This window comes from Paenibacillus foliorum (genome assembly GCF_013141765.1).
Lineage (GTDB): Bacteria > Bacillota > Bacilli > Paenibacillales > NBRC-103111 > Paenibacillus_S > Paenibacillus_S foliorum.
Window position 1 is genome coordinate 141256 of the sequence record NZ_WHOD01000049.1, and the last position, 25290, is coordinate 166545.

At 44.6% G+C, this 25290-nt stretch carries 25 protein-coding genes; 14 read left to right on the top strand and 11 right to left on the bottom strand.

Annotated elements, in window-relative coordinates; genetic code table 11:
- Positions 1 to 188: 188 nt before the first annotated feature.
- Together GC093_RS10530 and GC093_RS10535 are read left to right on the top strand one after the other, a co-directional pair.
- Entirely contained in the window at positions 189 to 575 is a 387-nt protein-coding gene (locus GC093_RS10530) for a DUF4280 domain-containing protein (RefSeq protein ID WP_171651828.1), read from the top strand.
- Between the two features lie 103 nt (positions 576 to 678).
- Positions 679 to 2355, top strand: a complete 1677-nt coding sequence (locus tag GC093_RS10535) for an MORN repeat-containing protein (protein ID WP_216624573.1) — start codon at positions 679 to 681, stop codon at positions 2353 to 2355.
- 135 nt (positions 2356 to 2490) lie between these two features.
- Here GC093_RS10535 and GC093_RS10540 read toward each other — a convergent pair whose 3' ends face one another.
- Both GC093_RS10540 and GC093_RS10545 read right to left on the bottom strand, forming a co-directional pair.
- A complete protein-coding gene (locus tag GC093_RS10540) occupies positions 2491 to 3189 on the bottom strand; it encodes an AIM24 family protein (protein WP_171651830.1) in 699 nt (232 codons plus the stop codon).
- 61 nt (positions 3190 to 3250) lie between these two features.
- The gene (locus tag GC093_RS10545) at positions 3251 to 3730 is read right to left on the bottom strand and encodes a coiled-coil domain-containing protein (protein ID WP_171651831.1); all 480 of its coding nucleotides are present in this window, start codon (positions 3728 to 3730) and stop codon (positions 3251 to 3253) included.
- A gap of 168 nt (positions 3731 to 3898) precedes the next feature.
- Here GC093_RS10545 and GC093_RS10550 point away from each other — a divergent pair, with 168 nt between their 5' ends.
- Positions 3899 to 4417, top strand: a complete 519-nt coding sequence (locus GC093_RS10550; RefSeq protein WP_312886496.1) for a GNAT family N-acetyltransferase — start codon at positions 3899 to 3901, stop codon at positions 4415 to 4417.
- Between the two features lie 153 nt (positions 4418 to 4570).
- On the opposite strand, the gene GC093_RS10555 is transcribed toward GC093_RS10550, so the two are convergent.
- A complete protein-coding gene (locus tag GC093_RS10555; RefSeq protein WP_171651832.1) occupies positions 4571 to 5581 on the bottom strand; it encodes a zinc-dependent alcohol dehydrogenase in 1011 nt (336 codons plus the stop codon).
- A 685-nt stretch (positions 5582 to 6266) separates the two neighbouring features.
- Here GC093_RS10555 and GC093_RS10560 point away from each other — a divergent pair.
- From GC093_RS10560 to GC093_RS10615, 11 genes are all read left to right on the top strand, one after another.
- The gene (locus tag GC093_RS10560) at positions 6267 to 6791 is read left to right on the top strand and encodes a cysteine hydrolase family protein (RefSeq protein ID WP_171651833.1); all 525 of its coding nucleotides are present in this window, start codon (positions 6267 to 6269) and stop codon (positions 6789 to 6791) included.
- A gap of 35 nt (positions 6792 to 6826) precedes the next feature.
- A complete protein-coding gene (locus GC093_RS10565; protein ID WP_171651834.1) occupies positions 6827 to 7300 on the top strand; it encodes an NUDIX domain-containing protein in 474 nt (157 codons plus the stop codon).
- An 80-nt stretch (positions 7301 to 7380) separates the two neighbouring features.
- A complete protein-coding gene (locus GC093_RS10570; RefSeq protein ID WP_171651835.1) occupies positions 7381 to 8307 on the top strand; it encodes an aminoglycoside phosphotransferase family protein in 927 nt (308 codons plus the stop codon).
- Positions 8308 to 8338: 31 nt separating this feature from the next.
- Complete coding sequence (locus GC093_RS10575; RefSeq protein WP_171651836.1) at positions 8339 to 8791, top strand: GyrI-like domain-containing protein; 453 nt, start codon at positions 8339 to 8341, stop codon at positions 8789 to 8791.
- Positions 8792 to 8806: 15 nt separating this feature from the next.
- Positions 8807 to 8947, top strand: a complete 141-nt coding sequence (locus tag GC093_RS10580; RefSeq protein ID WP_171651837.1) for a hypothetical protein — start codon at positions 8807 to 8809, stop codon at positions 8945 to 8947.
- Between the two features lie 133 nt (positions 8948 to 9080).
- Positions 9081 to 9254 carry a hypothetical protein gene (locus GC093_RS10585; RefSeq protein WP_171651838.1) on the top strand — a complete coding sequence of 58 codons (174 nt, stop codon included), beginning with the start codon at positions 9081 to 9083 and terminating at the stop codon, positions 9252 to 9254.
- 13 nt (positions 9255 to 9267) lie between these two features.
- Positions 9268 to 10017, top strand: a complete 750-nt coding sequence (locus GC093_RS10590; RefSeq protein ID WP_171651839.1) for a class I SAM-dependent methyltransferase — start codon at positions 9268 to 9270, stop codon at positions 10015 to 10017.
- Between the two features lie 23 nt (positions 10018 to 10040).
- Complete coding sequence (locus GC093_RS36610; protein WP_312886497.1) at positions 10041 to 11018, top strand: GrpB family protein; 978 nt, start codon at positions 10041 to 10043, stop codon at positions 11016 to 11018.
- Positions 11019 to 11022: 4 nt separating this feature from the next.
- Entirely contained in the window at positions 11023 to 11763 is a 741-nt protein-coding gene (locus GC093_RS10605) for a methylenetetrahydrofolate reductase (protein WP_171651840.1), read from the top strand.
- A 28-nt stretch (positions 11764 to 11791) separates the two neighbouring features.
- Complete coding sequence (locus GC093_RS10610) at positions 11792 to 12127, top strand: cupin domain-containing protein (RefSeq protein WP_171651841.1); 336 nt, start codon at positions 11792 to 11794, stop codon at positions 12125 to 12127.
- Between the two features lie 109 nt (positions 12128 to 12236).
- Entirely contained in the window at positions 12237 to 12890 is a 654-nt protein-coding gene (locus GC093_RS10615; protein ID WP_171651842.1) for a zinc dependent phospholipase C family protein, read from the top strand.
- Between the two features lie 93 nt (positions 12891 to 12983).
- On the opposite strand, the gene GC093_RS10620 is transcribed toward GC093_RS10615, so the two are convergent.
- The 8 genes from GC093_RS10620 to GC093_RS10655 form a co-directional block, all read right to left on the bottom strand.
- On the bottom strand, positions 12984 to 14636 hold the full coding sequence (locus tag GC093_RS10620; RefSeq protein ID WP_171651843.1) for a hypothetical protein: 1653 nt from the start codon (positions 14634 to 14636) through the stop codon (positions 12984 to 12986).
- 51 nt (positions 14637 to 14687) lie between these two features.
- Positions 14688 to 16796 (bottom strand): phage tail protein, encoded by a 2109-nt coding sequence (locus tag GC093_RS36615; protein WP_171651844.1) that lies wholly within the window; start codon positions 16794 to 16796, stop codon positions 14688 to 14690.
- Between the two features lie 57 nt (positions 16797 to 16853).
- On the bottom strand, positions 16854 to 19094 hold the full coding sequence (locus GC093_RS10630) for a putative baseplate assembly protein (RefSeq protein ID WP_171651845.1): 2241 nt from the start codon (positions 19092 to 19094) through the stop codon (positions 16854 to 16856).
- A 190-nt stretch (positions 19095 to 19284) separates the two neighbouring features.
- A complete protein-coding gene (locus GC093_RS10635; RefSeq protein WP_171651846.1) occupies positions 19285 to 19737 on the bottom strand; it encodes a GNAT family N-acetyltransferase in 453 nt (150 codons plus the stop codon).
- 40 nt (positions 19738 to 19777) lie between these two features.
- Positions 19778 to 22855: a baseplate J/gp47 family protein gene (locus GC093_RS10640; protein WP_171651847.1), complete on the bottom strand. Its 3078-nt coding sequence runs from the start codon at positions 22853 to 22855 to the stop codon at positions 19778 to 19780.
- Positions 22856 to 22959: 104 nt separating this feature from the next.
- Complete coding sequence (locus GC093_RS10645) at positions 22960 to 23361, bottom strand: gp25 family contractile injection system sheath assembly initiator (RefSeq protein WP_171651848.1); 402 nt, start codon at positions 23359 to 23361, stop codon at positions 22960 to 22962.
- Positions 23362 to 23469: 108 nt separating this feature from the next.
- Positions 23470 to 24195, bottom strand: coding sequence for a phage baseplate assembly protein V (locus tag GC093_RS10650; RefSeq protein ID WP_246314028.1), 726 nt, complete (start codon positions 24193 to 24195; stop codon positions 23470 to 23472).
- Positions 24192 to 25286, bottom strand: a complete 1095-nt coding sequence (locus GC093_RS10655) for a phage late control D family protein (protein WP_171651849.1) — start codon at positions 25284 to 25286, stop codon at positions 24192 to 24194. The genes GC093_RS10650 and GC093_RS10655 overlap by 4 nt, the downstream gene beginning before the upstream one ends.
- Positions 25287 to 25290 lie beyond the last annotated feature (4 nt).

Consider the following 25290-nt stretch of genomic DNA (forward strand, 5'->3'; position numbering starts at 1 on the left):
TTTTTGGAAAATAGGCACGAAAAAGGACGAATTAGGTCCTAAAAAGGATTTTATTGCCGCATAGTGTATTTTTTAGTACTATTAAATTAATCGTTTCTACTATATGTCCGTATTTACATAGAACCGGTTCTGAAGCCGGAAAGTTGGTTATGCCATACATTATTTGGGGCCAAAAGGAGATTCATTCGATGGGAATTCTTGTTTGTGGAGGAGCTATGATCCAGTGTACCTTCGGTGCTGCCCCTGGTACCTTGAACGTACTTCCAATGAATCGCGTCCTGACCTCCATGCCGATTGCTAATATTATGGATAACAAACCGATTATGAACATTACGCCGTTTGGCATGTGCAACTCTCCTTCAAATCCTACCGTAGCCGCTGCAACAGCCGCAGCCTTCGGTGTGCTCACTCCCATGCCCTGCGTTCCTGTCACGGCTGCTCCATGGGCGCCCGGCTCACCTACCGTCCTAGTCGCCAATATGCCTGCCCTTAACAACAGCTCCAAATGCATGTGCAACTGGGGTGGCGTCATCCAAGTCGTGAATCCGGGTCAAGCCACTATCCAAGTGCCGTAAGCTACTGCTTCAGCTTTCTGTTTGTCAGATGCCTATGTCCTGCGGCAAGCAGGCGATTTTGTAAGCGGGAGTGAGAATGTTGGTCAATGGATTTGTTAAAAATATGGAGGCTGTATTTAGGCCTGTTCTAATGCCCTTAATAACCAAGCTGCTTAAACCGCTGAGAGACGCGCAAAAGCTGCCCGGGATCATCATCAAGAAATTTCAGGATATATTGAAAGGCATGCTTGGGGCCAAAGAAAACTCTCTCCGTAACTATGTGCTTATTGGCCAATATTATGTTTCCAAGAGACTGCTGCTGTTCATTGCGATAGTTATTCTGGTGCTAGCTTATTTCCTATTTATCAAGCCCCCTGCCATGGTTAACAAATTTTTTAATCGAATCCCTGTCCTTCAGGAAAATACCCCAAAAAGCTTGGCTTACTCAGGAGCTGCAAAGGTTATCGACGAGCAGCGCGCCTCCAAATATGAGGGTGATTTGGTAGAGGGGTTATTTACAGGAAAAGGAAAGCTATATGGCCAGCAAGGGATTGTATTGTATGAAGGGGAGCTGGATAAGGGTCAAAAGAACGGAGCAGGCACCTTGAATGATGACCAAGGCCGACTGCTGTATAAAGGCCAGTTTATCGCGGATGCGTACAACGGTCAGGGAACTCTATATGCTGCTGATAAAAAGGTAAGCTACATCGGCGAGTTTCAAAACGGCCAATTCGGCGGAGCAGGCAAGCTTTATTACCCTAATGGGACGCTACAATATGACGGGTCTTTCAACGCAGGCCGCTACAGTGGCGCAGGAAAGCTGTTTGATGCAACAGGAACGCTGCTGTACGAGGGGGAATTTGCCGCCAATGAGTATAACGGGGCCGGCAAGCTGTTCACCAGCAAAGGCGTGCTGCTCTATGACGGCCAATTCAAAAATGGCAGGTTCTCAGGAGAAGGCTCTGAATTTTACGACACGGGCTTATTGAAATATAAAGGGCTTTTCGCAGCAGGCCTATACAATGGTGAAGGCACCGCTTTTAGCGACAAAGGAACAGCCGTCTATAAAGGCGCGTTCTTGAACGGAGCTTTCCAAGGTGTAGGAGAGGCCATGGATGCGACTGGCAAGCTAGTCTACAAAGGCGAGTTCAAAAACGGCGTCTATGAGGGCATCGGTACTTTATTCGATGGCGATGGCGCCCCGCTGCTGAAATCGTTCTTCACAGGCGGCGTAGTCAACCTGCAGAGCTTCATTGGGCTGTCCAGCAAGAAGCTCGAGGACCTGCTAGGCAAGCCTGGCGAGGTCACCATGCTGGGCCAGCCTGATCCGCTGGCGCAGCTGGCCGCACCTGATGCTGCCGCAGGTACGACGGCGGCTGGCTCAGCGGCTACGGCTGCAGGCCCCGCGGGGGCCGCCGCCAACGGGCAGCCTCCGGCAGCTAGTGCGGGCGCAGCTGCCACTTTGGCTGCCTCGGACATCGCCAAGCTGCAGCTCAGCTACCCCAACTACCAGATGTCGTTTAACGTAGAAACGACTACTATGAATCCAAAGGAAGCCACGGTTTCGATGGTGACTTTATGGGGGAGTAAGCCGCTTGCTTTTATCCAACCGGTTGTTGAAACCTTCGCAGATCCAGCCAAGCCGAATGCACAGGGCTACCGCGTCCTTGAGCTGAAGCAGCCGGCTATTACTGGGGGCTACACCAACAGCTACTATAAAGATGATTTCCTGCTGATCCTCACACACCGCAGTGTCGGTGATGCCGTGACTCAGCTGGAAATCATTGCGACGAAGCCTTAGCATAAGCCTTAGCATGAGTGCAGGCTTCACTAACAGCTACTCATGCAATACCGCAGCGCATGCAAAAAATCCCCATACCTGGTGGCCCTGGGCCTAAGTATGGGGATTCAGTATTTTTGCTTAATCAAGAAGCCTTTATTTAATAAACACTCCGCCAAACGGAATGATTTCTTTGAGTACGCGGCGCATAAAGCTATCGTTCTGCATTTGCTCGTTTAATAGCTTGTCGGGCTTGCACGGCTGAAGCAGCACGGTACCGGAGCCTTTGATCTCCCAATGGTAATTCATATTCTGACTAGCTAGCGTATTGCCGTACACACAAGGGGTTAAGCTAACATGCTGCGGATAAGCAACAAGACAGCTGATATCGACATAAAGCGGCTGCTCGGGGTCAAGCTCGACTGGGTATAAGGGGCCTGACGTAAGCAGCCCTAGCGTTCCTGGACCTTGAAACCGCATTTTGACCAAATCACGTGTCATCAGCGCATTACGTACCGTCTGTACATGAGTCCGAAAGCTCATCCCTTCTGTATAGAACAGCACATGACGGAATTCAAACAACAGGTCGTCATCCTCCTTGATCTCAACAGTCCCCAAAGAGTAGCCATCCGGTAATCCCAGCATAAATCGGGCTGGCCCGTGGATTCGCGATTGCACCATTCTTTTCTTTCGGTACATCCCTGACAGCTTCATGAACGAGTCTTCGCGCAGAGAAGGCGCGCCTTGAAAAGCAACGATCTGATTCGGGTGAAGCACATGCACGGATTCGCCCGAGTCCAATGTCAATGCAGCCAACCGCGTCATTTGACCGGCCTGCTCGCAAGAAATATCCATCAGCCTGCATCCTCCCATCTCAGCCATCGCCGACTTCTCGCTGCCTTACTGCCTTACTGCCTTACTGCCTTAGCTTGCTGTTTTTCCGTCTCCAGACTGTTATCCGAAGCACTCGCCCTAACACAAAATAACCTATAACAAGAAAAACTGCCGTTATAGCTATCGTTGTAATTTTCCGTGTAAGAGCATTCTTATCCTGTGCGGTTTGTTCCATAGTTTGGATGCGTTTCTGGAGAGCTTCATTCTGCTCTTGGAGCTGTTTATTTTGAGCGATCAGCCGCTCTTCCGCTTGCGCGGACTGCCGCATCGTCTCGGCTAGCTTGTCCTTCTGCTCCTCAAGCTGCTGCTTGGTCGCATCATAGCCCTTTTGAATGCTCTCTATCTGCTCCGGCAGCTGGTATATATCTTTGACCCGATCCAATAGTCCGGCTTCTACAGCGGAAAACGGCTGAAGCAGCGCCGCTGCAATAATTATTGTGATTAATGCTTGTCCATACCGCATTCTTCGAATTCGCTTCCGACAACGTACTCTCGGTTCCATCCGCCCTCCACCTCCACCATTCGACATCTATCTTTATTTTACCTCGTATTTCACCTATAAGCCAATGAGTCCGCAATACCACATTATTCCGTCAAAAATATTAGGAACACCTTACCTAATGAGGTATCATTGTAATGATTATCTTATTAAACTGGGGTGAATAGGTTAGTGATAAAAATCAGAACAGAAGCCAGAGAAGATTATAGCGAAGTTTATGAATTGAATTATCAAGCGTTCGGGAATAGAGACGATGAATCAAAACTAGTTGAACGGATTAGAAATTCCGAGCATTTTGTACCTGAATTATCTATTGTGGCAGAGCTAAATAATGAAATTGTTGGACATCTTCTTTTAAGTAAGGCCAGTGTCGTAAATAGTGAGAACCATCAGAACGTAATTGTACTTGCTCCAATAGCGATTAAACCCCCTTATCAAAAACAAGGTATTGGAAGCCAATTAATACATGAAGGAAAGAAAAGATGCAAAGAGCAAGGGTACGGTATTATTTTGTTAATAGGACACCCATCCTACTATCCTAAATTCGGATTTATGCCTGCCGGAGATTATGGAATTGAATTAAAACAATTTAAAGTACCCAATGAGGTATTTATGGTATGTGAAGTAATAGAGGGAGAACTGCAGAAGTGCAAGGGGGAACTCATCTACCCGCCCACCTTTTTTAACTGATCGAAAAGGCAATTTGGCAGAGTCTTACTGCGTCACAAACTATCCAGCACCCTTGGTTCAACTTGCATCGAACCTTCAGCTCACGAATAACAAACCGCCAAGAAAATTCTTGACGGTTTACTGGGTTGGGTCACGAAAGACACCCGAACCTATCTAAGGCTTTATGGCCATTTTTATAATACTGCCTTTATCCTCTGTAAATCTCCGCATCGCCTTATCGATATCGTTAAGCTCCATAGTATGGGAGAGTATTTTATCGCCTGGAATCGTTCCGTTCTTAAGCAGCTTTAACACAATAGGATAATAAATGGCGGGAGTCGCGTGACTGGCACGAAGCTGCAGTTTACGGAAATGGAACTCATTGGCATCGAATTGGATAACTCCGCTTCCCGTCCCAATCCCAATATAGGTTACACGGCCACCGAATGCGAGGTAAGGAAAAACTTCAGGCAGGAAGCGAACCGGAGCTGTCATTAGCACATGATCAAACTGCCGATACAATTCTTCTTGTTCCAGAAAGCCTGAATTGAGCAAAAGAGGCTCCGCTCCCAATTGACCGGCTAATTCCAGTCTATTCTCATTCCCTGGCCTTCCAATGCAAACCACCTTCTCAGCACCGCTGCGCAGGGCAAGTGGAATGGCCATTAACCCGATAGGGCCTGGACCTATAATACAAACCCGATCTCCCATCTGTATATCTGCCGTTTTCACCATATCCCATGCTACCCCAGCCGGCTCTGCCAAGCATGCAACTTCCGGAGTAAGTCCCTCATAAGGGACAACGCAGCAAGCAGGTGCCATCATATAATCGCTAAAGCCCATAGCCGGCTCTTTCCAAAAATTTGGCGCTTTGTTGCACAGATCCACACGGCCGTTTCTGCAAAGTTCACACTTACCGCAAAAGCTGGATGATTCCAGAACTACTTTTTCACCTATATGTAGCCCTTCACATCCTTCGCCGATCTTTTCAATCACCCCTGCAACTTCATGTCCGAACGCTTTCCAATCTTTAGCCTTTTCCTCAGCTGCAGTTAAATCCGTGCCACAAATACCACACGCTTCAACTTTAATAAGCACAGTTCCATAAGGAGGTTCATCAGGTAATTCAACTTGCCTAATTTCAAACTGCCATGGAGCTTTCAAATAAGCACTTCTCGTTAACATAATGATAAGCCTCCTCAGCTTCGACCCAACTCCTACAAGTTCAGTCAACACGATATGTGTACTACTAATTAATATAATTTTTAAAAGATATAAATACAAGGACACTTTGGAGATACACGCTAGATGTATAACTTAATAGTTTACATCTCCCAAAAATATAATAAAATGGGATTACCCGGAGGAGTCTTTATAATGCCGCTGCTTACGAACCGTAATCGGCTTCCTCGGATTATGGTACTAATCATTAAGGTAAGCTATTTTATTTTCGGTTCAACCTCAAAATCAGTGCTTGACCCTCATTCGATCATCAGCCTGCACAATCCTGCAAACATGCAGTTATTATTTACCGAGATATGCTTATGAGTGGAAAAACCTGCAAAAAGTACAGCAATTAAATGCAAAACGATACGGTTCCAGCTAAGAATGAAAAAAGAGCTGCACATTTGCATGAATTCACCAAGACTGCCGATAAACCGGCCATAAGGCTGTATAAATGCAGGATTTGAGAGTAGACAATAGCTTCGAATAATGTCTTGTCTTGTTCGCTGTCGTCATACCGTTCGTAAGGTCTTGTCGTCAAACGCTGAGTTGGTAAGGGGCCGAAATCGATTGATTTCGTCAAGCGCTAATTTCGGTTCTGAGCCTTATAACTTTTTAAAAAAACCAATACAGGAGGTTACTATAAATGTCATCAAATACAGCATTACTAATAATCGATGTGCAGAACGCAATGTTTATTGAATCTGATCCCGTATTTCAAGGCGAGGCATTACTAAACAAAATACAAAACCTTATATCTAAGGCTAGAGTAAGGAACATCCCGATCTTTTATGTACAACATCATGAAGGACAAGGTCAACCATTAGAGCAGGGAAAGCCGGGTTGGTTAATCCATCCTTCGATTGAACCTCATCCCATTGATTCAATAATTCAGAAGAATACTCCAGATTCCTTTTATCAAACTACACTTCAACAAGAACTTACTAACAAGGAAATAAATGAAGTTATTATAGCCGGAATTCAGTCTGAGATATGTGTAGATACGACTTGTAGGAGAGCATTTAGTCTTGGATATAAAGTAACACTTGTGCAAGATGCACATAGTACGTGGAATACGCAGTATCTTACTGCATCTCAGATCATCCAACACCACAATAGTGTTTTGCGATGGTTCTCTACTGTTAAAAACACAGAAGACATTATATTTTAACAGCCAAAATATTAACAAATGGATGTGAAACGCGCATGGGAGAAGCAAGATTTTATTATAAAAATATGGACGCACCGACACCCAATCAACCGATGAGTGTAGGCGTGGTGGCCTTAATCGAAAAAGACAATAAATTATTAATGGAAAGAAGAACCGATAGTAGAAGATGGGCAATAATTGGCGGTGCAATCAAGAAGGATGAATCATTAATAGACGGGCTTTATAGAGAAGTAAATGAAGAAACCGGGCTGAAGATCAGTAAATATGAGTTGTTTGGTACCTTTTCCGATCCATCCCGAATTATTCAATTTCCAGATGGAAACGTGAAACGAATAATTACAATTGCATATAAGGTAGAAGTTGAGCCCTATGAGAAGCTAGTTTGTAGTGACGAATCATTAGAACTCAAATACATAAATAGAGCCGAATTAGAATTAATAACAGTTGCTGAAACTCATATATCCATATTAGAACATTATATGAAGAACCATAACCTCATTTTAGAATAACCTTTTGTAGGAAAGCTTCGAGACTATAAGTCACTACCGTGTATCACCAAATTCAAGACTATATTTGAGAGGGCAGAAGCATGGACGAAAAAATCCAAGAGCTTTTATTAGAAATCAAGCACAAGGTTGATTTTGACCGAGCTGAGCTACTCAATAAAGGCCATTCCACCGCAAAGAAATATACCCTGTATCAGGCTGATAAACCTGTATATTTATTGCGTGTTTACGAATTAACCTCTTATGCTCGTCGCCTTGAAGAATATAAGTATCTGAGACAACATTTTAATAATGGTGTGAGTTGCCAGAGTCCAATTTATATAGATGCCAGCGATAGTCTAGAGCTTTGTTATTTATTACTTACGTACATAGACGGAGACAGTGGTGAAGAAGTACTACCCTGTCTTTCAATTCAATCTCAATATCAGCAAGGCCTTGCAGCAGGAAAAGAACTAAGAATGATCCATAAAGTTGTACCTGACTTACCCTTTAATTGGGCTGAAAAAAGATACAATAAGTACATTCAAAAAAAGATAAAGGTAAAAATAAATAATACTACTTTTTATAGACAGCCTTATATGGAAAGCTTTATTGAAAATAATATTAACCTACTAAATGAAAGCTCAATCTGTTTTCAACACGATGATTTCCATCCATCAAACCTAATTTTTAAAGATAACAAGCTTAATGGAATTATTGACTTTAGTAGATTTGACTGGGGAGACCCTTGGGAGGAGTTTTTCAAGCTGCCCAAGTATACCTGTAATATAAGTAAAAGCTTCGCTAATGGACAAATACAAGGGTACTTTAAAGGAAAAATACCTAACGATTTTTGGATGAAATATAATCTGTTTGTAGCATTAAATCAACATGCCACTCTAATTGGTGGATATGAGAATAACAAAATAGCAGAAGCATTGAATAAGATAGAGCTGACAATAACTACCCATGATTTCTCCAATGGAGGACCTCCCAAGTGGTTCCTGGAAAGCGAGAACATAAGCCCATAACCTTTACCCAGAACGAAAGGTGGAACTTATTATGAGTATCGAATTAGTTAAATTAGAATCCAAGGAAGCATTCACGGTAATTGGAATACAGTGCCCTCTCTCCCCAATTGAGGCTCCAAAAGTATGGCATTCGTTCATTCAAAACATACATCTCATCGAGAATAGAGTGCAGTCAACTGTCTCTTTGGGAGTATGCGATGATCTTAACCAGCGGTATATCGCTTCTGTGGAAGTGGATAAAGTGGACGTTGTTCCAGAGGGAATGGTTAGTTTAGAGATACCTGCTAACGAATATGCTGTTTTTAAACATAAGGGTTCTATCCAAGGGATTAACGAGTCCTTCCAAGAAATTGGAAGATGGCTACACCAAAATAATTACAAAGGAACCCACAAGCCTCCCTTCTTTGAATTATATGATGAACGTTATCAAGGTGAAAGTGAAGAAAGCGAGTTTACTATTTATATGTCATTGGTAAAGATTTGATTGGAGGTTCCCTCTATGAGGTATGTTTTTTTCGATCTTGATGAGACACTTACCGACCACAGATATGCTTGCCAAAAAGGGATTGAAGCCATATCGAAGCTCTATCCAGCGCTTCAAGTGAAGACAGTCGAACAGATGAATAAAAAAAGAAGGTGAGACATTTGCATTTTGAATTAATGACAGCCATCGTTCAACTTATATCTTTCGGACTTCTTATCTCATTGATAGTAATAATAATTAAACTAGTTAATAATTCAAAGCGGAAGAAATAAGTGGAGACTGCACATACATGGAGTTGATTATGATTTTATTAATTATTCTATTCATAGTAGTCATTTTAGGATTAGGCAGTATAGACCATAGATTAAAGAAAAAACTAGCAAATGATGAAAGAATCATTGAAAGAATCATTGAAAGACTCGATTTATTAATAAACGACAAGAGAAAGAGCACTAAAGATTAAGGTGGTGATATGGATGCACACATACTCAGAACATTTAAAAATTAATAAAAATAGCTGGGACGCAGCGTCTGAACGATTTTTTGGAAGGACCGCCCTCCCCGATTATGGACCCTACGCTCCAAGCGAAAATCAGCTGCAGCTTTTTGGGGAAATTGCAGGAAAAAGAGCTTTAGAAATCGGTTGTGGAAGTGGACATTCCATACAATATATGCTCAATAACGGAGCCGCTGAGGTTTGGGGACTGGACTTATCGAGCAAACAAATTGAAGCAGCTAAACGAGTGACTGGATCTAACAGCCAAGTCCGATTATTTGAATCACCTATGGAAGAAAACCCTGGACTACCTGACAACTATTTCGATGTTGCTTATTCCATTTATGCAATTGGGTGGACATTAGATCTGAGCCAAACCCTTGCAAACATTCATCGTTATTTAAAAAAAGGCGGAACCTTCATTTTCAGCTGGGAGCATCCTATTCATAGTCGAGTTATTTTTGATAACGGATCAGCTCAGTTCAATGAATGCTATTATGAAGAGATACCTGCGTTACATAAGGCTTGGAAGCCACAACCCGCGATTTTCCATCATCGAAAATTAAGTACATATATTAATGAATTAGTCAGTAGCGGGTTTATGGTAGAGAAAGTAATTGAAGAGGTAGAGTGGCCTGCTGCAGCCAGAGGAAACGAAACTACTTGGTATTCTGATCTGAAAGCCAATTATTTCCCAGCAACTATGATAATAAAAAGCAAGAAATTATGAAGCTTTAAGATAAAGGAGCCATTATGGTAAGAAAAACCGTAATAGAACCATGGACAGAGGAATGGATCCAGAGGTATCAATCTGAGTCTGAATTACTGGAAGCCATATTTAGAGAAGATGTCGTTGAAATCTATCATATAGGCAGCACATCGGTCCCCCAAATAGGGTTTGCCAAACCGATTGTAGATATTTTAATTTCAGCTGTTAATATAGAACAAATAGATTTTTACAATGAAATTATGACAAGTCATGGATATCAGCCTAGAGGAGAGAATGGAATAGCTGGGCGAAGATATTTTATCAAAGGAGACCCAAGAATCGTTCATCTCCATATTTATCAAAAGGATGACCCCCATATACAAGCCCATTTGGATTTCAAACACTATATGATAGCCCATCCGGAAGATGCCGCTAAATATGGAAAACTGAAATTTTCGCTAGCCAGAGAGTACCCGGATAATACGCATTTGTATCAGAAAAATAAGGAAACCTTCGTAAGTAAGATGGTCGATAAAGCACAGAAATGGGCAAGCAAACCCTTAGAAAACAAACAAAATAATGAATTGAGAAAGGAAAGCCCCATGAAAAGAGTAAATGTAGCTTATTCCTTGATTTATGACGAAGATACCAAGCAAATACTAATGGTTTATAACAAGGATTCAGGCTTCTGGTCCCTGCCCGGCGGAGCCGTAGAAGAAGGAGAAACATTAGAGCAAGCGGCAATACGAGAAGCCTATGAGGAAACTGGATTAACGGTTAAGGTTGGGGATATAGCTGGAGTTAGAGAATGCTTTTTCACCCCAAAACAGCATCATGTCCTATTTATTATTTTTCATGCGTCTATTGCTGGCGGCTCTATTCAAATTCAGAATCCTGATGAAATATCTGAGGTCTGTTGGATGGATCTAGAAGCAGCCTCGAACTTAATGCCTTATTATAAAAATGGCCTGCAAGACATGCTGAAATCTTCTTGTAAATATCAATTTGAAGGCGTGAGATAAGCACATGCGAATATCTATCGAGCTTGTTCCAAGAGGAGTCGAGCATTTACAAGCTGAGCTTCAATTAATGAAGTCCAAATTTCCATCCATTAATACGGTTAATATTCCAGACCTGATGAGATTAGATATTCGCAGCTGGGAAGGCACGGCTATCTCCAAAACATTTTATGATAACTGCATCCCTCATATACGAGCAATCGACTTTGATTTGAGTAAAACCATTCCCATCACCGAATATTTAAATCTGCATCATATTTCCGAAATTCTTGTTGTAACTGGAGATCACCCGCAAGATGTTAACAGGAAGGTTTATCCCGTAACCAGTACTGATTTCATAAAAAAGATAAAGGCAGAATGCCCGAACATCAAGGTATATGCGGCTATTGACCCCTATCGAAATAGCGTGAAACAAGAATACGAATATGTCCAAAGAAAGCTGGATGCGGGTACGGATGGATTTTTCACGCAGCCTTTCTTTGATATTAGACTAATGGAAGTTTATATGGAATTACTAGAAGGCTCTGATATTTTCTGGGGAGTCTCTCCTGTAACCTCGTTGAGGTCCAGAAACTATTGGGAAGTAAAGAACAACGCCATATTCCCCAAAAGCTTCGAACCCACCTTACAATGGAACATTGATTTTGCTAGAAAAGCTTTGGATTTCTCCCACGGTACTAACAGTAACATTTATTTCATGCCAATAAAGATTGATTTGGAGACCTATTTGGAAGGGATTTTTAGGTGATTGAAAATATTGCAAAGGACTGATTAAAATGATCAGTAAGCATAATGCTGAGCACTACACTTGGGGAGATAACTGTGATGGATGGCGACTTGTCAACAATGAAGAAAAAAGCATTATCCATGAAAAAATGCCCCCCGGTGCAAGCGAAGCCAGACATTACCATAATAAATCCAGTCAATTCTTCTTTATTTTATCCGGAGTTATGAATATTGAAATAAACGGCGCTGAGTTTACGATTGGACAGCATGAAGGAATTGAGGTTCTACCTTTACAAGCCCATCAAGTGTTTAATAAAACGGAGCACGATATTGAATTTCTAGTCATTTCACAACCAACTACCCAAAATGATAGAGTTCCCTTATGAAGAATCCGTTAGACAATTATCAGAATGATGTCATTGTATAAATGGGTGTATGTTGTAAATTTATACTATACAAAAATGATAAGAGGTGTATTAGAAAATGCCGCTTCCGATGATTCATTTAAGTGTCGCTGTAAATTATATGGAGAACGAGGACATCCCAGCTGCTTTTTTATTAGGAAATATTGCACCTGATTCCATACATATGAGGAAGGGTACCAATAGAGATGATAAACGGCGCACCCATCTAAATGTTGAAAATGGTGCTAACAAAATGGACTTTATTCATGCTCAATACCAACACCATATTATACAGAACAATGATGAGGCATGGAAATGGTTTGTGCGGGGGTATTTTGCCCATCTGCTAACCGACTATTTCTGGGTTCACAGTGTATATGCGCAGTTTAAAGAACAGACTTCAAATGATCAATTGCCTCCCGATGACGTGAAAAGAGCCTACTATACAGACACAGACCAAATTGACTTTCATATTTATAAAACCAAACCATGGACTCCTGAAGTATGGACCAAATTAATCGCCACCCCGATATTTCCCTTTGCCCCTTATCTTTCAGCCGATGAAATTAATTTCTGGCGGTTACGAACGATTCATTGGTTCGATCTACTATGCGAGGAGCCTCGTATCACTCCGAAATATATAACCTCAAGCATGGCAGAGAAATTCATTAGTGAGACTACTTGTAAAATCAAAGATTTGATCACCGGATGGGATCACAAGCTAATTGAGCAGCAAATAGGCTAAATTAGAAAAGCTTCTATCAGCGAAAAGCGGCCTCCTCCGTGTGAGAGGGGCCGCTTTTCGGGTTTAAAAAGCCTGTGCTACAGGCTCTGTGGCTTACTCTTCCCTGCCGCTCGCAGCCTCGCGTACTGAGTTCTCAACAGCTGAGCTCGCTTCGCGCGCTACAGATGGCTTGTTATATGCCCACCAACGGATGCGAATATTCGTCGCTTCGGTTGGCTGCTGCAATCGCACGCCGATGCGGAAGGTGCCTTTGCGCGGATACACGAGTGTACCGATCTTCACTTCCGGCCCGCTTGGCTCAAACTCGCTGCCTTTAAACACATCGGAAGCACCGTAGTAAACTTGCTCGCTATTGCTAAGGATGTCCGATATATAGTCATTGGATACTTCCTCAAGACCGGTTACTATGTACGTATCCCCAGCTCCAAAGCCATGCTCGATTTCATCGGATACATAGCTTTTTCCACCCTTCCCGAAAGGGGATGCGGTAAATTTATTTAACGAGGCAACTGGAATCTCAACTACACCGGTCCGCATGTCATCATTCGACTGGATGCTGGGTAAGCCGAGATTGAACGAAAGCTCGTTGTTTTCTCGGTTATAGGCAACCTTCAATTCCGGCTCTTTATCGGACCCTAGACGGGTTACCGCCGACTTCGTTACGATGGGACTATCAGTCGGAGAAGATACTCCGTCATTTTGACCCAGCTTGTGAAGCGCAGAAGCGTTGTACACATACTCACCGAAGGGCACGGGCTCAACCTTCTCAATAATGTAAGTGGGTCCCATTTGCAGCAAATTAATTTTAGCCAAATAAATACATGGCTCTGATGAAGACTCCAAGGAATCCTCCAAGGAACGATTCACATAATCCTCCAGCCACTGATCCTTAACGGCATTATTGATAATGTTCAGTTCATTCATGCTGCTGGCTGCGATAGGTACCTGCTTGTCGCCAATTCGCAGCACAGCTGTATCGCGCTTAACTCCAACCCTGCTCTTACCTTTGGAGGATCGCCCAGCTCTTAGTAATACCTTAATCTCATATTCAGTTTCCTGACGATCCAGCGGTTCATTGAACGTCAACATCCCATAGCTTTCCGCATCTACCTGATCTCCAACAACCTCATATTGAAAAAACACCTTGGCCGCTTGCAGCGTTTTCTCCACTCTCAGTGTCATTTCGAATAGCTGTCCAGGATTGACATAACGCGGTGTGTTTTGCAAGATACGAACCTGTGAATCCTGATACAGCACACTCGTCTGCTCCATCACATTATTTAACGGAAATGAGGCCGGATCTGGTGCATCCTCGCGAATAAACAAGCGGTAGCTCTCCAGCACACGGTTGTATTCACTGATCTCATCCGAGCGGATAGCGGCATTAGCGACGGAATGAACCGGCTCCTTGCCTTTTTCATCATAGGCAATACAGAGGTATACGTTCTTTGCGTATTCATTATTTGTGAAACCATCCATCATGGACAGCTTCAAGGTGACAGGAGAGGAAATAATAATTTCCCGACCCAGCGCATCAATGGCAGCCCCCATCTCTACAGAAACCGACTTATCATCCACTGCAATAACCTGCAGTCCTGTAATAACACCCGCTCCATGCAGCAACCGGTTCATCATACGGCGCTTGTCGTTAAAATATTTTTGTTCCGATTCAAAATCACGAACAGTCAGCAGCTTTCCATAAAAATAGCGATTTCGTTCAAACGGATAATAGCGTGTTTTTTTCATCGAAATTCCCTCGCCTTCCCCTATATTCATTCATATTCCCATGGATCGTTATTATTCTAGCTCCGAATCCAGTCCAAGACGCGTATGGATATCCATCCGCTTGTCCCGTTCCAGATCTATCAGCACGGTATTGTAAGGCATCGAAGAGCGTTGATCGAGTGTAAGCAGAGTAGGCTCCGACAAAAATGTATTGATCCCCATATAAGTATGCATATCTATGTACATCCACGGCTGCAGCAGCGTCAGCTTGCCCTCGGTGAAAGCGGGCTTTTGATCGTTAATTATCGATTCAACGATTAAACGCTGCTTATCGGTCTGCACACATTCCTGCGGCAGCATGACACAGAACACGTAAGGATTATCGCCATACAATCGGGACAACAACTCTCTGAGCTCGGACCTCTCCTGCATTTGCTTCATTTGGAAGTATTCAATAATATAGGGCTCCGATCCGGTGTAGATCTGCAGCATTCGGGATAAGCCTTGCCGTGTGCCTCGCAGCTTGTACAGCTCAGGGGCTTGCTTAATCAGTTGACGAAGCTTATCCTCTCCCCAGGATTCATCCTCGGAGACAGCAAGCCAAGTTCCGAGCCATTCCAGATAATGCCCATGCACTGCGTCTGGATCGAAGTATTTAGAGATACGGTCGATTTTCTCCTCCATATCCTGAAAGAAAGTCCCGAACATAGATAGGAATCGTTCCAAAAACCGACTATCGTCCTGCATCTCCTGATAGATCGGAGGCAAGTAGGAAATCAATGATTTTCTTGGAAAATAAACCCTCAGCTTATGCAAAAGAGGTGATTGCCGCTCGCTGCCCATTACTTCCAGCTTAAACCAGAGATAACGCCCTTGCGCATTCATCAGTAACGCATCGCGAGGATTAACAATCGGTTCAGACCATAAATCTCTTGTCGATCTTAGCTTATCCTTAAGTGCAATACTGGAATTGTTGAGGTAACTGCTGAGATCGACAAAATCTCCATCAATCATCAGCTCCTTGCGGTCTGAAGCCAAATACGAGATGCGAACCTGTGTCTCCTCAGGAATGACCGCCTCCAGCTGGAACCTGTGCCACTGCGTCTCTGAAACAGTTGTATCCAGCGCAGACGATAAATAGATTCCCTCCGGAAGAGAGCTTTCTTCAAGCTCTAGCGTACGCTTTTGGAGCTCTAGCAGAGTAATTTCTGCTGTCTCTCCATTCAACACGTACATCTGGTTTCTCGAATTGGTCAACAGCTTGTTAGTACGGCCGCGGAAGCCCGAAACTCTCGCCTGAAAATCACCTTGCGCACCAAACTTTAGAATGAAACGCTCATCCTCTTCATCCTCACCGACAAATCTGCTGTCCCCGATATACATATTATTATTCGTATCAATGGAAAGCCCCGCATAGGAACCCGCAAGAGCCAGAGAGAACTGGGCATGTAGGGCTCCATCATCTTCAAAAGCTGTAAGCAGCCTACGGTGAGCGTCAAACAAATGCACTTTACCCACCTCAGATACAGCTGCATAATATCTTCTTTGCAACTGCTCGGCCTCAGTCCGTTCGTTGAGTCTGAGCGAGTCATGTTGGTACACGCCGACAACTTCACCCGCGGCATCCCACTGCAAAATCCCGATTCTCCCTCCCTCCGGCACCTCTTCTTTTCCATTCAATCCAATAATCATATCCAATGGAACGACCGTATACAGTCGTTTTTGCAGATCGGCAGCAACGGCAAGCGGATAAATCGGGCTATTCTTCCAGTTTTCAACCGCCCATAGCAATTGACTGTTCGATATGGAATAGGCCGCTACACGGCGTTCACTTACCGGATCAGCCACAAATAAGGTATCGCCTCGCGATGCAAGCAGCGCATGTCCGGTGAATAGCTGATGATTCCGTCCAAACAGCAGCTCCGTATGGTGGTTCTCCGCATCGTATGACCATATGGCGGCTTCTTCATCCAATACGAAAAGCTTGCCGCCTTGTCCTACTGTAAAGTCCATCATCACATCAGGTCCATTAATCTGGGCGCTTCGGATTACTTTATGTACCGCATATTTCTCAGTCTGGTGAATAGCTAGAGCTCCATTTACCATCCGCAGATTGTAATAGCTGCCTTTATCCCAATCCAAACGTTTATTAAAAGAGAAAAACTGATACGGATCCTGCACCGTCCTCACCCCCTAGTTCCTGTAGGTACTATCTGTCTCTTAATCCGCTGTCCTGTCCTACACATCGTTTTTACTAAGCAGTTCAATTTCATGTTCACCTGATGTCACCAGCCCATAAGGCGGAATGATAATATCCCCACTGGCATCCTTTCGTGCTCCAGCTCCTTCATAATCAATCCATAGGTCCTGCACATAGACGACACCCTTTACCCGACTAATTGCACCATAAATATCACCTTTATACACAGCACGACCAAATGGCCAGCCTCGCGACTCGCTTCCTTGGTCCAACGGGTGAAGCAGTCGCTGCAGCTCGCGAATAATCCGTCTGGCTTCCCCCTTCATATGGGGTTCCATGACTACAACAGCGTGGATAGTGATCTTAATGTATTCCGCTGGAATAACATGAAGCTCCGTGGTCAGAAGCCTATGAAGATCGAGGTGCTCGCGGACTGTTTGCAGAAACCCCCTACCTGCTTTTGGTTCAGCTGCTTCGCTGTAAGGGACGACAACGACCGTCATTTGAGCGGGAGCCTTGTCCTGCTGCTCAACCTTCATCCCCGGCTTATAGAGAGGAATGGCCTTCACTCGCGCCACACGAACACCAGGTGTGGAACGTGCAATTGCCTCGTAGTCGTCGCCTGTTACAGCACGATATGGCGTATGCAGCTCCTGTCTCACGCGCATCTTTGCATCGGCAAGCGTCTCATTCTCCGTCCCCCCTGCAGCAGGAAATGGATTCGTTACCCGAATGCCCAGTAGCTCGGGCTCATCGGTCACGATCTCTGAAATGAGTCCGTCTTTGACGTTGCCTCTGTGACCTCCGCCGGTTTGCAGCGATAGGATTCGTACATTGTTGATATCTGCCTTGTGTGGAATGAGTCCCTCTTCGTTATTGCCGAACCTAATCATCCCATTAGCGGTATCCAATACGTAATGCCGATCCTCCGAGCCAGAGTGGTCGAAGTCTTCGACAGCCGACCAGTCCTCCCACACGAGTTCCTCGGCTCCTGGCATTACCCAACCTATTTGGAGTTGAAAGCTATCCCTCAAACAGTTCAGTAAACGATCATATTCAAACTCCTGATTGGGTAGTCCGCTGCTTCGACCAAGCCAACGTTCTAATTCAAAATCAGGAGCATAGGAGATAAGCCGAATGCTATGGTCACCTGCTGGAGGAATAAGAGCATGGACCCCATTTCCAAACACAAGCCTGACCGATTGACTGTCCTTGTCTCTATGCAGTTCGTAACATTGATCCTGTGGTCCGCAATCTGCTATATCTATGACTGAATGCCAGTCACGCCAACTGCCCTCGGCATCCCGAACCTGCACCATATTCAACCCATAGAAAGGAAGATGGCCTACTATTGTAAATTGCATATCCGCTACGCCAGAGCTGGTGAAGGAGGCGGTCTCGCTCCAAGTTTCTCTCTGTGCAGCTATACCGGCATTAGCGTGTATTTGTTCAAGCTTGGGCGACAGCTCATAGCCCTCCCGCTCCAGGGTGCAGCAAATCCAGAAACGCCGCTTATCATTCGCGGGGTGCACAAGCATTGGCTTCATAGGAGTGGGTAGACGGAACACAAGATGTCCTGTTTGTGATAAATGTACTGTCGAGTCTCGAACCAACTCTACCGGAAGCCAACCTTCTCCCTCTTCTGCCCCAAAATATTTCCAGGATACATCTGCAGATGAAATTAACCGAGCGGACCCGTCAGCCAATTTGCCAACAGACACCGGATAATCTTCAAATAACTTAAGTCCGATGGAAATATCCATTTGCTCTGGCAGCGCTTGATCAAAACCCAGGTACAGCTTGCTGCCACTTCTCGCTTCAGGACCAAATGCATAATAGGAAATTCCTGCATGATGATTGGAAGAGGTGTAATCACTTGCTGCTACATCGGTTCGCACGATAATTCTATCCAACTCAGCCGGTACCAGCTGCAAGGTCTCTACCGTTTCAAAAGGCTGGTCCATCGCCTTTAGCCTCGTCCCCCTCGGCAGTACCTTATGCTGTGCGCTGCCCGAAAAAGTGACATAAGCTAAAGCAGACTCTGCTTCGAGCAGCTTTATGCCCAACAGCTTCAGAAATTTCCGTTCATTTTTCTCCGTAATCCGATTAAGGTAATACTGTTGAACCTCCGTCATCCAAGACATCAGCTCAACCAATGTAATACCAGGGTCATGCGCGTTTTCATCGGTCCACTCCGGCAGCAGCTTCGGTATCGCTTTGCGTGCTTCCTGCACAATCTGGTCGAAAAAGCGATCGTCTAAATTCGGTATCGGCAGCAATTGATTTACACCTCCTTTTCTTTGACCCTCCCAAACCCTCCCTAGAAGGGAGGGCCCCAAGGGCTCCGCCCTCTGGACACCCGAAAGTGTTGGGGAGGGCTCAGCGGTAGTTCTCCTTGGTTACTTATCTGCTTACATCGCTTTCGTCCCTACGGGACACGCTTTACTTGTGTGCTCCCATGAATAATATTCAATCAAATTTCATGATAAAGCCTGTTTTCAAGCCTTGAACAAATCCATTTTTCTCATAAAATTGATGTATTTCTTCTCTTTTAGATCCGGTCAATAGCATCAGCTTATAACATTCATGTTCTTTAGCTAACTCTATCGCTTTATTTAAAGCCATTCGAGCAAAGCCTTTTTTTCTAAATTCTTTATGAGTAACAACATTCTCTATTAATCCATAGGGTCTTGCATTTCTAGTCAAATTCTTAACTATTGTCAATACGCATGAAGATAGTATCGTTCCTTCTTTCTCTACAACGACGATCTTCATGTACCTATCATTCATTATTTCATCCCATAATTGTTCAAGTTTATCGTCGAAAATTAAATCAGGATCATGCTCATGCATATGCTTATATAAATTAAGAAGTCCATTTAATTCATTCTGATGAATGAATCGAACCGATACGTCTGACATAGGGACACCTTCCTGTATATTAATAGGTTAAGCTCACTTCCTATATCGCATTAACAACTACTTTATGCTTGCCGCTGATCACGATACCGTGAAGCAGAGGCTCAAGACGATTCACGTCCAGCTCGGTTCGGATGCCATCCTCCAACTTTTCAACGGTCATGTAGAGCTTCTCCACGTGGTTAATGGAACGTATCGATTTCAACAAGGAGTAGAACATCGATAGATGGATCTCCTGCCCAATCTGCCAGCCGGTTCCATCGTAGTTGCCATCCAATGGATCAAGAAACCGTTGCAGCTTCGCTATCGCTTCCAGCTCAGTAGGTACCACGGCTTCTATTCCCTGCACAGCAACGACTGCAGTAACGGATACTTCAATAAAAGCCGGTTGGATAACTTGAATCCGTTCTGGCAAAGCAACAAGATTGGAAGCGCGCTTTAATATGTACTTTTCTACCTGTTTTTTCAGCTCTGGAAAAGCAGCCAAGCCCCCCACACCCTCCTGCGGGAGAATGACTAGTGTAATGCAGCCTATATCTGGCTTAACCATGGCATTGTAGTTGGCTAGACATTTTACCCTGGCAATGTTCGGGTATGCATCCCGCGCTAACCACTCGAAATCCTCAGCGGTTACAGCGCGTCCTCGGTGCTTCAACTGCTGTGGGCCGCGGCGCAAGGCCGCCTCCTGCTTTTCCGCATCACAGCCACCTGCGGCCGCTTCCGGATTAGCTACGCCTCCAACAAAGGCGATTGAATTTTGCAGGTTCACGATCTCTTTTGCAGCTACATTGCCCGTTTTCCCGCCCGTAACCTTATAATGAACCTTGATCTGCTCCAGTCCGCCTTTTGGGGGAGCCATGCCATGAATCCCGTTACCGAACCGAATGCGTCCGTATGCTCGGTCTATCGTATAATGCCGGTCCTTATCCCCAGAGTCAGCCATGTGTCCTACTGGAAGCCAACGTATCCATAACCGTTGAATATGTCCATCTGAATCCCGAATTATATCCATCTCCAGCGTTTCGTGCTCCAGGTGTCGGAGAACTTCTTCCTCTGTCATTGATCCCGTTTCATCGACCCATACCGTTTCTGTTACTACTGGCGTACGGCTCAATTGGTATTCTGAAGAGATTTCCCCTGCCCTTTGATCAGGATATTCATTATGGATCGTTTCTTGTTGAACGGCAGCAACCGTGTTTAAGTACATTCCATTAACTACAGGCATCGCATAGACTCCTGAACGGTCATCATACTTGCTGTCACGATTTACTACCCTAATCCAATAGCCTTCTGTACCAAAAAGCAGCTCATTAGCAAAATCAACGGGTCCCGCAAACTGTACCGTACCACTTCGAGTCAAACCATTCGTATCATCCATAACCTTCATAGTCGACCATGCCGAGCCATCCCCATTGTTACTCGCTTTCCGATACTGCCATTCCATGAGGGGAATATCCAGCTCTGTAATCCTTTGCTGCTGAACAGATATGTAAATGGAAATAGGCCCCTTAACAGGCGGAACATGAAATCCTAAATACAAAGACGGATAATCTCCCTCCAAGTGGTAAAAAGGGGCAAATGTACCTGAGTGTCCCCGACTCTGAGCCGTCCTGTCGACAAAGTTTGTATTGTTTAATGTAAAGCAGCGCCGCAGCGGGTAGTTCCGATCCACAAACTGGTAGGTCAGCTTCACTTCCTCAATCCAAGGTGAGAGGTACACGGGCTCTGCCGAATATAAATTTTCGAGATGCAGAATACGAACCCGAATCCAATAGCTCAACTGTGAATTAACGAATGCTTCTTGTAAATCCTGTGGGCAGCGAAAAGTTACTTCCTTACGCTGTATTTCGTCCCCTGGATGGTAGAACAACCGCTCCGCTTCTTTGCCAACATTTAACCGCACCCATGCGCTGCCGTTCCAATATTCCCATAACACCTCTGCAATAGAAACGGTTGGGACATTGCGTTTTTCAAATTTGGACTTTTTCATAACCAGCTTCCAGTCCACCGGTTGTTCAAGCTCTGCTTGGAAACGGTTCGCAACAGCCTTAAGTCCAAATGATAATGTAATCAGCCCATCCAGCTTACTAAGCGCTTCACGACTCGATATATAGAAGGTTCCGTATGGAGCAAACATGTCGCCAAAAGGATAAAATCCATTAGGATCAGCCTGAACATCATTATAGAACATTACGTCAGGAGCGATGCCGCCTCTATTTAAATAGTCCTCATAATCGGTTTTCACGGAAATTCGGTCCAGCTCCACATGCTCATCAGCCAAAGTAGGAACACTGCTCTGAGAAGAGCGTTTCATTCGACACTGGATCCAGCGACCCGAAATACCCGACAGCTCACTTTCCACAAGCTCGCCCAATTGTGATTTATAAAGAACTATACGATTCCCCTGGGCCTCTACGCGGTCAAACAAGGTCCAGCCGCTTTCCGAGGCATACCGCCACTCGGTTTGCACCGGATTAGCTAACTGCTCACAGAGGGCGTTATCATCGAATCTTCTAAGAGAATGTCCAACCTCAAGCTCAATACGTGCTGTCTCATTCAAAAGAAACAATTCACCATGCTCCATATACAGTACGTGTTCCTGCAAATTATCGGCTTCCCGCAGTTCGAACAGAGCAGTCGGGGAGGCTATGCCTTCATTGGATGCTGCAGTGAAGGATTCGGGAATACGCACGATCATATCGTGCTTCTTGCTCGACAAAAAGACGGCTGTCAGCATAGCTGGTGTCAAAAGCACCGCACGTTCCGTTTCGAACAGCACTTCACCTTCAGTACCTGCTGCCATTGCTTGCGTACCCGCTGGAATGAGTACCGGCTCAACTACACCCGCATTCAACCGAAACGTTAAAAATGCGCTAGCCGGTCGCGCCGGAAGCAGTGAAACGTCCAGAAAATTCATAAAGGCAATAAAGTTTTTCATCGGAACCCGGTTGAGCCTCTTAATGTTTTCCTGAAACATCTCAGCAAACAATAAGAACAGCGCGGTACCTGGATCAGGATCTTCCGGAGTGAAACGCCATTCCGGCGTATAATAGGGCGCCATTTCCTTCATACGGGCAATCAAATCCTGAATATCGCTTGTATCAATTTTGGGAGGCTGCATGCATCCACCCCCTCTCTGTCCGCTTTTTCATGTTCTATGCTTCATCCTCTTACCAGTAAAATGGAATACTTACTAAAATACGAATGCTAACCAGAGAACCTCATTTAATTGGAGCCTTCATGGATGTAGAAAGGATATACCTGATTGAACAAGTTATTCGTAGTACGCACCAAATATCGGATTTCGATATTAACCCTGCCATGCTCGTTTGGATCCAGAACCGCGTTAACTTCCACCTCATGTACACGAGGCTCCCACGTTCTTAGCGCTCCTTTGATACTACTCTCCAAAAGCCGCAGAGTGGTATCATCCGTCTGTCCGAACACAAACTCATTCACTTCACAGCCAAAATCTGGACGCATAACCCGCTCCCCTTGTGAAGTGCCAAGAATGATCCGGATGGCTTCCGCTATATCCTCTTCGTATTCCGACAAACGGACGCGCCCTGTAGCTTTGTCCACTTGTATGGGGAATTTCCAGCCTCGCCCGAGAAAAACCTCCGTCATTGGTTTGACCCTCCTAAGAGTATTGCTATGCAAAACTTGCTTCGTATGCATTTGCTAGACCTTCGCCGGGAATATAGACCCCCTAAATATGAGCTGCGTTGGCCCGTTTTAATTTATTTTGACCATACTGCCTTTGATGTTAATTATCCCATCGGATTTTATATCAAGGGAAGCTCCTGCCTTCAACGCCATGGTAGCCGAAGCCTCGATATTGACCTGCGTAGATTTGATCTTAATTTCCTTTGTGCTTTCAATGCTCACATCGCCCTTGGCATTCAGCTTGATGGTAGAGCTGCTGCTTTTTATCGTAATCTCATTGGCAGAGCCGCCTTTGATTTGTATGGAATTGTTGCCGCTTTGTTCTTTAATGTCGATGATATCCTGCTTATCTGAAAAAACAATCGTCTGACCCTTCTTCGTCTTGATCGTTACTTTGCCATCCGAGTCATTATCATCAAACTCCAGCTCATGCCCTGCCCGCGACTTAAACTTACGAAGGTCGTTCTTATCATTCCCTGTGGGAGAAGGCTGCTTCGTGCTCCAAAGCGTACCGATTACAAAAGGCTGGCGAATTTCGCCCAAATGGAACGCAACCAGCACCTCATCCCCAACCTCTGGAACAAACAAGCTGCCCCGGTCATTACCTGCCATTAAGGTAGCGATTCGAACCCAATCTGTCTCGGTCTCCGCCTCTCGTAAAGGCAGCTTAAGCTTGACTCTGGCAAGCCCGTCAGGATCTTTATTATCAGTTACTACCGCTACCATGACCCCATTAATTTTAGGAAAAACAGGCTCAGACATACCGCGGAACATAAACTCTGGATAATTCATCATACCGCATTTCCTCCCAGCTGGAATCGGGTTACATAGCCGCTCTCATCCACAATATGTGTAGTCGCAATGATGTAGTAAGGTTGATTAAGCTTGGTTCCGACCCCTCCGAGCTTCATGTAGCGTCCGGCGCGTATTTCAGGAATACCGACGCATTCTCCAAGGCCGCTTACAAGCTGCATAGAACGCTTATTCAAAATGGCTTCGGCATGCGTTTTGGCTTCACTTGCTGAATCAATGTTCGTATATACATGTTCGATATAACTGCCCTGAGCTTTCATAATATCTTTACCGGTTTTGGAATTCGAGCCCAGCTTGGTGACTGAAGTAGCCTTCGATTCAACTACCTCTAGCTTTTTGTTATCCCATCCACGCACGCATACTTCCGTAATCTGATCGGCAATGTTCATGTCAATGGAGAGGGCTCGGATAAAGGTCCCCCATTCCAGAGTGACAACAGGTGTCATCTCAGTTAGCGGCTTGCGAAAATAAAGTGTTTTGCCGACTACAAAAAAATCGTAATTGACCAGATCAGCCAAATATTGAATAAAATGATAATCGTCAATCTGATTCTGTGAAACCGTAATGTATTCGGTGGTAGTATCGTCTACCTGCGGCTTGGCGCCGTGAGCTTGCGCGATCTCCTTAACAATGTCACTGTATTTTTTCTTCGCCCATGATTTGGACTTGGAGCCCTTCATCATTAAGTAGGAAAGATCCATCCCTCTAATAATCAGGCTTGGCGTATCATCCTCAGAGAAATCAGCAACCACGGAGGTTATATAGCCTTGAAAAACTAAAGTAAGCTTATCCAGATAGCCTAGCTTAATATCCACCGCCTTGCCTAACACAAACACTTTATCCAGCCACAAAAAATCACGTTTTACTAAATCAAAAGCATTCGTCACACGAAAGGAAAAAGAATCTGCCGTCCCTTGAATACTGTTGTCTACCTTTAGGCTGGACACGGCGATTTCATCCGAAATTTTAGTGCCATTCACCGAAATTTCAAAAGCAGGGGCGAAAAAGTCATTGTACTTCTTTGCCAAGCTATCCGTCGTATAAGTAGAGGAATCCAGTTTAAGATCTGCCATATGA

What these genes read in the sequence shown, in the direction of transcription:
- GC093_RS10585 (WP_171651838.1), top strand. Translation starts at nt 9,081, where the DNA reads ATGGAGTTGATTATGATTTTATTAATTATTCTATTCATAGTAGTCATT.
- GC093_RS10555 (WP_171651832.1), bottom strand. Translation starts at nt 5,581, where the DNA reads ATGTTAACGAGAAGTGCTTATTTGAAAGCTCCATGGCAGTTTGAAATT.
- GC093_RS10620 (WP_171651843.1), bottom strand. Translation starts at nt 14,636, where the DNA reads ATGAAAAAAACACGCTATTATCCGTTTGAACGAAATCGCTATTTTTAT.
- GC093_RS36610 (WP_312886497.1), top strand. Translation starts at nt 10,041, where the DNA reads ATGGTAAGAAAAACCGTAATAGAACCATGGACAGAGGAATGGATCCAG.
- GC093_RS10645 (WP_171651848.1), bottom strand. Translation starts at nt 23,361, where the DNA reads ATGACGGAGGTTTTTCTCGGGCGAGGCTGGAAATTCCCCATACAAGTG.
- GC093_RS10575 (WP_171651836.1), top strand. Translation starts at nt 8,339, where the DNA reads ATGAGTATCGAATTAGTTAAATTAGAATCCAAGGAAGCATTCACGGTA.
- GC093_RS10590 (WP_171651839.1), top strand. Translation starts at nt 9,268, where the DNA reads ATGCACACATACTCAGAACATTTAAAAATTAATAAAAATAGCTGGGAC.
- GC093_RS10540 (WP_171651830.1), bottom strand. Translation starts at nt 3,189, where the DNA reads ATGGATATTTCTTGCGAGCAGGCCGGTCAAATGACGCGGTTGGCTGCA.
- GC093_RS10560 (WP_171651833.1), top strand. Translation starts at nt 6,267, where the DNA reads ATGTCATCAAATACAGCATTACTAATAATCGATGTGCAGAACGCAATG.
- GC093_RS10530 (WP_171651828.1), top strand. Translation starts at nt 189, where the DNA reads ATGGGAATTCTTGTTTGTGGAGGAGCTATGATCCAGTGTACCTTCGGT.
- GC093_RS10610 (WP_171651841.1), top strand. Translation starts at nt 11,792, where the DNA reads ATGATCAGTAAGCATAATGCTGAGCACTACACTTGGGGAGATAACTGT.
- GC093_RS10650 (WP_246314028.1), bottom strand. Translation starts at nt 24,195, where the DNA reads ATGATGAATTATCCAGAGTTTATGTTCCGCGGTATGTCTGAGCCTGTT.
- GC093_RS10570 (WP_171651835.1), top strand. Translation starts at nt 7,381, where the DNA reads ATGGACGAAAAAATCCAAGAGCTTTTATTAGAAATCAAGCACAAGGTT.
- GC093_RS10640 (WP_171651847.1), bottom strand. Translation starts at nt 22,855, where the DNA reads ATGCAGCCTCCCAAAATTGATACAAGCGATATTCAGGATTTGATTGCC.
- GC093_RS10535 (WP_216624573.1), top strand. Translation starts at nt 679, where the DNA reads ATGGAGGCTGTATTTAGGCCTGTTCTAATGCCCTTAATAACCAAGCTG.
- GC093_RS10655 (WP_171651849.1), bottom strand. Translation starts at nt 25,286, where the DNA reads ATGGCAGATCTTAAACTGGATTCCTCTACTTATACGACGGATAGCTTG.
- GC093_RS10545 (WP_171651831.1), bottom strand. Translation starts at nt 3,730, where the DNA reads ATGGAACCGAGAGTACGTTGTCGGAAGCGAATTCGAAGAATGCGGTAT.
- GC093_RS10635 (WP_171651846.1), bottom strand. Translation starts at nt 19,737, where the DNA reads ATGTCAGACGTATCGGTTCGATTCATTCATCAGAATGAATTAAATGGA.
- GC093_RS10565 (WP_171651834.1), top strand. Translation starts at nt 6,827, where the DNA reads ATGGGAGAAGCAAGATTTTATTATAAAAATATGGACGCACCGACACCC.
- GC093_RS10605 (WP_171651840.1), top strand. Translation starts at nt 11,023, where the DNA reads ATGCGAATATCTATCGAGCTTGTTCCAAGAGGAGTCGAGCATTTACAA.
- GC093_RS10615 (WP_171651842.1), top strand. Translation starts at nt 12,237, where the DNA reads ATGATTCATTTAAGTGTCGCTGTAAATTATATGGAGAACGAGGACATC.
- GC093_RS10580 (WP_171651837.1), top strand. Translation starts at nt 8,807, where the DNA reads ATGAGGTATGTTTTTTTCGATCTTGATGAGACACTTACCGACCACAGA.